This window comes from Priestia sp. KCTC 13724, from assembly GCF_056820425.1.
In genome coordinates this window covers 1-4,377 of sequence record NZ_JBXDLD010000113.1, presented here as the reverse complement: position 1 = coordinate 4,377, position 4,377 = coordinate 1, and the positions used below count along the sequence as shown (strand labels likewise).

Below are 4,377 nucleotides of genomic sequence, written 5' to 3'. Positions count from 1 at the left end.
GGTGGAGAAAAACATTGCGTTTTTCTCCACCTGTTTTATTTAGAGGGACTTATTAGACAGCCCCTTTTTCTTATTTTATCGGTTTAAGATAAGGAACCATCTCTACTGTCACTCCAATAGACGTACCGTGAGCTTTAACCTTCGCGCTTTTCCTTCGCTTCTTACTATACGCTATTTAGCTTGAAATCTTTGATGCTTTAAAATGCACGGGTGCTGTTGTTCTTTCTTCTGTATGTCCATGGCGCTCTTGAACAAATAAAAGAGCGATACAACCGATGATACTAGGAACGGCAAAAGCCATGAATGCTTGCTGAGGAGCTAAGTTGGTTGTTAATAAGAAACCAATAATCACAGGAGCCAAAATAGAACCTACTCGACCGATCCCTACTGTTACACTTAATCCAGTGGTGCGAATTTCTGGTGGGTAGAACCCTGAAACATAAGGGTTTACTAAGTTTTGAGTTCCAGCTGTGCACGCACCGCTAATCGCAATTAAAACGTATAATAAAAGCTGATGAGTTGTGACGCTTAGCGAGATAAAACAAAGTGAACCTAGTAAAAACATGTATAAAAGAACTTTTCGATGACCGATGCGATCAACGAAATATCCGCCTAATAAAGAGCCTCCGATTTGGCCTACTCCTAAAACAAGACTAAAGGACAGGCTTGACGTAATACCATAACCGGCACCTTGCATAATTTTAGGTAGCCATGTGTTTAAACCGTAAATCATAAGGAGGCAGCTAGAGACAATAAGCCAAAAGGATACTGTGCTAATACCTCGCTTGTCAGAAAACAACTTTTTAACAGGAACCCCTTTTGCTTTCTCCTTCACGATCTCGTATTCAAAATCATCGGTTGCTTGGTAATTTCCTTTCGGATTAACTTTATTAAGAATATCCGCAATCTTGTCACCTTGGTTTCGCAGAATGTGAAACGATAGCGACTCTGGAAACTGTTTTAAAAATAAAGGCAAGGTGAGCAGTGGAATAACTCCTAGCCAATATAAAAAACGCCAACCTAAGTTTTCCATTAAATACATCCCTATAAGAGAAGCTAGTATTGCTCCAATTGAGTAGCCGCAGTACATCGTAGCAACGGTGAGAGCGCGATTTTTCTTAGGAGAGTATTCGGTCATCACTGCAATGACAGCGGGCATTAGTCCGCCCATTCCTAGCGCTGCGATAAACCTCATAATGGTAAAGGTAAGCGGGTTTGGTGCAAGACCTGCTAAAAGAGAAAAAATGCTGAATATAGCCATGCAAATCGCTAGAATTTTTTTTCGACCAATTACGTCTGCAAGAGAACCGAGTAAGAAAGAGCCGAGCATCATACCAACAAGCGTATAGCTGCCGATTGCTCCTGCTTCCACGACGCTTAGTCCGTAATCCTCCATCATAAGCGGTAAACCTATTCCATAAAGTGCAATATCAAAACCGTCAAACGCAATGGCATAAAAACACCATAGAAACACGAGCAAATGAAACTTATTAAACGTACTTTCAGCAATGACCTGAGAAGTTTGAACAACGCGCATGAGATTCCTCCTGAAATTCTTGTATTTTAAGTTACTTCTAAACATCCTTAGAAAGCCCAACAATTTGTTTTATTGTATGTATCCTACCATGACTAAAGAGGTATAGTGTAACTGATAAAATGCATTAATTGGTATAGCTAAAAGATATAACAAATAAAAAACGAACAATGATTTGAACTTTTAACCATTTGAAGTTAAAATACAAACGAATATTGTACAGAAAATTTCGAATCAAAAGGGGTCCCATTTATTTAATTATGAAATTACAGCAGCTAAAATACGTGATTGAGGTTGTGAGATGTGGATCAATTAATGAAGCAGCGCGCAGGCTTTACATCTCACAGCCAAGCTTGTCAAAAGCAGTGAAAGAGTTAGAGAAAGAAATTGGAATTACGATTTTCACCCGTACTTCAACAGGTATTGCGCTTTCCTCAGACGGAGCCGAGTTTCTCGGGTATGCAAGGCAGGTTGTTGAACAAGCAGAGCTGTTAGAACACCGGTATTTAAATGCAGCGCCTTCTCCACAGCTACTTTCAATTTCTACTCAGCACTATGCGTTCGCCGTCAATGCGTTTGTGGATATGATTAAAAAGTACGGGCAAGAAAAATACCAGTTTACGATGAGAGAAACGAGAACCTATGAAATTATTGAAGATGTAAAGAGTTTAAAAAGCGAAATCGGTATTTTATACGTTAGCTCGTTTAATGAAAAAGTGATGCTGCAGCTTTTGAAAGAACAAGGGTTGGAGTTTCATGAACTGTTTCAAGCTACCCCTCATATCTTTGTGAGTGCCCAAAATCAGCTTGCTAAAAAGAAATCCGTTACGCTTAAAGATTTAGAAAAATACCCACGGTTGAGCTTTGAACAAGGAGAATTTAACTCGTTTTATTATGCTGAAGAAATTTTCAGCACGATTCCAAGTAAACAAAGCATTCAAGTCAGTGATCGAGCAACGTTATTTAATTTGCTTATTGGCTTAAACGGCTACACCATTTCAACGGGTATTTTAAGTGAAGACTTAAACGGCTCAAATATTGTATCGGTGCCGCTTGATGAAGGTGAGTTTATTAGAGTGGGATGGGTCGTTCACAATAAAACTCAGCTTAGTCGCATGGCTCGAATTTATTTAGAAGAGCTTCATAAAGTAATTGAAAAGTATCATCAAAAATGAACTAGAAGCGATTGGCTTCTAGTTTTTTTGTTTGTTTTCTTGTAAGAGGAAAGTTCAGCTAGGGTAACCGCGTTTGTTCTTAGTTTCTCATAAATTCCCTTTTTATAGTTCAATGATACTTGTAGAACTTTGTCGGTTTTTGGGGATTAATAACTAATCTTTAGAAAAACATTAAATCCTTAGAACTGTATTTCTCTTTCGCTCTATTCATAATTCTCAATCTAATATAAATTAAAAAAGCAGAAAATTAATGAAAGGTTGTAATTAAATGGATAGAATTACAAGAGTTGAAAAATTTTCTAAGGAAAAAGCAAAAGAGAGAAAGAAGCTTATCAAAATTGGTGGAACAGGGTTAGCCATTGTAACAACAATTACTGGATGCAGCGTCTCAAACGCGTTAAACAGCGAACAGACAGAGGCAACAGTCGCACAAGTACAAAAAAGTGCTCAAGATCAGAAGCCTAGCATGAACCCTAAAAAGGTAGTAAACCTGCCAGAAAAGGAGATACCATTTTCTTATAATCAAGCAAACCAACCACTAGAGCAAAGGGTAGTCCATTCTCCTAAGCCGGACGAGCAGGTGCTAGCACAAGAAATCACTGCCGCGTCTAGTGCAAAAGAACAAGATACAGTGAAAGAAGTCACAATTAAGCAAGATCCAGTGGAGCCTGCAGTAAAAGTAGTACCAGTACCGTTAAGCTATCAGGAACAAGAGCCTGTACCTTCGCCCGTAGAAGAAGAAATGAACGTACAAACACCCATACAAGAGTTACCAACAGAAGAGCTACAAACAGAATTTGAAGAGAGTATAGTGCCAGTTGAAGAGCCACCAATTCAAGAGGAAGCCGCTTTACAAGTAGAGAAAGAGCCAGCACCTGTTCAAAAAGTGGAGTCTAAAGAAGAAGAAGCTTTAGAAGAGGATCAAAGTGCTCCAATTCAGGAAGAGCAAGAATCCTTACAAGAAGAAAAAGTGGCGCCTGTGCAGCAAGAACAAAGTAATTCGTCAATACCTGTTGAAAATAACGTAAGGCAGGAGCAAATTTTAGAAGTTCTTGGAGTTGTAACTGGTTTAGTCGATGCTCATTGTATTGAACTTGACGTTCAAGGACAGATAAAAGCGTTTCATGTTAAAAGCGACATCGATTTACAAAACGAGATTCGCCAGTATGAAGCAGGAACAGCACTGGTTGTTCGTTATGTAGCAAGTCCAAATGGACAAAATCAAATTCGTGATATTGTAGAAGTTGTAAGTCCTGATACGGGCGATCAAACAGTATCTATTGAAGCTGATTATTTTGAAATGGTGAATTGGAATACGGTTCAAGTTTACGTAAACAATCAGCCAACAACGTTCAAGCTATCAGACTATTTGGCACATCATAAAGAGAAATTTGCTCCTGGTACAAAAGTGTTACTGACAGGAGTAAAAACCTCGCAAGGAACAATGATTGAAAGCATCAGTCCATTGTAAAATGTCTATTTGTATAACTAGAAGAATGCGTTAGCATTTGCCTATAGTAATAGATCATATATTCTTTACGGTTAATTCTATTTTCGTGTGGTAGCTAACTATCACACGAAAATAGAAGGCAAGATTACATCTATATAAGTTGAATTAAAGGATTACGATTACTCTCTGTTGAAGTATAAGGGTAACACTTACCAATG

General features: G+C 38.4%; 3 protein-coding genes. 2 read left to right on the top strand and 1 reads right to left on the bottom strand.

Features of this window, described 5'->3' with window-relative positions:
* Nucleotides 1-175 precede the first annotated feature (175 nt).
* Nucleotides 176-1,537 carry an MFS transporter gene (locus tag AC1UFB_RS15045; protein WP_025908680.1) on the bottom strand — a complete coding sequence of 454 codons (1,362 nt, stop codon included), beginning with the start codon at nucleotides 1,535-1,537 and terminating at the stop codon, nucleotides 176-178.
* A gap of 257 nt (nucleotides 1,538-1,794) precedes the next feature.
* Here AC1UFB_RS15045 and AC1UFB_RS15040 point away from each other — a divergent pair, with 257 nt between their 5' ends.
* Nucleotides 1,795-2,709 carry a LysR family transcriptional regulator gene (locus tag AC1UFB_RS15040; RefSeq protein WP_025908681.1) on the top strand — a complete coding sequence of 305 codons (915 nt, stop codon included), beginning with the start codon at nucleotides 1,795-1,797 and terminating at the stop codon, nucleotides 2,707-2,709.
* 268 nt (nucleotides 2,710-2,977) lie between these two features.
* Entirely contained in the window at nucleotides 2,978-4,180 is a 1,203-nt protein-coding gene (locus AC1UFB_RS15035; protein ID WP_025908682.1) for a hypothetical protein, read from the top strand.
* The last annotated feature ends 197 nt before the right edge of the window (nucleotides 4,181-4,377 follow it).

Excerpts from the sequence above, each read along its gene's own strand:
- AC1UFB_RS15045 (WP_025908680.1), bottom strand. The coding sequence starts at position 1,537 with ATGCGCGTTGTTCAAACTTCTCAGGTCATTGCTGAAAGTACGTTTAAT.
- AC1UFB_RS15040 (WP_025908681.1), top strand. The coding sequence starts at position 1,795 with ATGAAATTACAGCAGCTAAAATACGTGATTGAGGTTGTGAGATGTGGA.
- AC1UFB_RS15035 (WP_025908682.1), top strand. The coding sequence starts at position 2,978 with ATGGATAGAATTACAAGAGTTGAAAAATTTTCTAAGGAAAAAGCAAAA.